This window comes from Ancylomarina longa (genome assembly GCF_003996985.1).
Taxonomy (GTDB): Bacteria; Bacteroidota; Bacteroidia; order Bacteroidales; family Marinifilaceae; genus Ancylomarina_A; species Ancylomarina_A longa.
In genome coordinates this window covers 1-481 of record NZ_RJJX01000207.1, presented here as the reverse complement: position 1 = coordinate 481, position 481 = coordinate 1, and the positions used below count along the sequence as shown (strand labels likewise).

The following is a 481-nucleotide window of genomic DNA, read 5'->3' as shown; positions in this document are numbered from 1 at the left end:
ATACCTGGCAGGCGGAGCTGCATATCGAAGTTTTCCTGCCTGCTCAGGTGCCGGATTCAGAGCTGGATGCGTGGATGGAGTCCCGGATTTATCCGGTGATGAGCGATATCCCGGCACTGTCAGATTTGATCACCAGTATGGTGGCCAGCGGCTATGACTACCGGCGCGACGATGATGCGGGCTTGTGGAGTTCAGCCGATCTGACTTATGTCATTACCTATGAAATGTGAGGACGCTATGCCTGTACCAAATCCTACAATGCCGGTGAAAGGTGCCGGGACCACCCTGTGGGTTTATAAGGGGAGCGGTGACCCTTACGCGAATCCGCTTTCAGACGTTGACTGGTCGCGTCTGGCAAAAGTTAAAGACCTGACGCCCGGCGAACTGACCGCTGAGTCCTATGACGACAGCTATCTCGATGATGAAGATGCAGACTGGACTGCGACCGGGTAGGGGCAGAAATCTGCCGGAGATACCAGCT

The 481-nt window shown here is 55.1% G+C and carries 2 protein-coding genes; both read left to right on the top strand.

Going from position 1 to position 481, the window contains the following annotated elements; all coding sequences use genetic code 11:
* A partial coding sequence (gpU, locus tag DLK05_RS16990; RefSeq protein WP_127345112.1) for a phage tail terminator protein occupies window positions 1-230 on the top strand: 230 nt, incomplete at its 5' end.
* Between the two features lie 28 nt (window positions 231-258).
* Window positions 259-453, top strand: coding sequence for a phage tail tube protein (locus DLK05_RS16985; protein WP_435896278.1), 195 nt, complete (start codon window positions 259-261; stop codon window positions 451-453).
* Window positions 454-481: the final 28 nt, after the last annotated feature.

Excerpts from the sequence above, each read along its gene's own strand:
- DLK05_RS16985 (WP_435896278.1), top strand. The coding sequence starts at position 259 with ATGCCGGTGAAAGGTGCCGGGACCACCCTGTGGGTTTATAAGGGGAGC.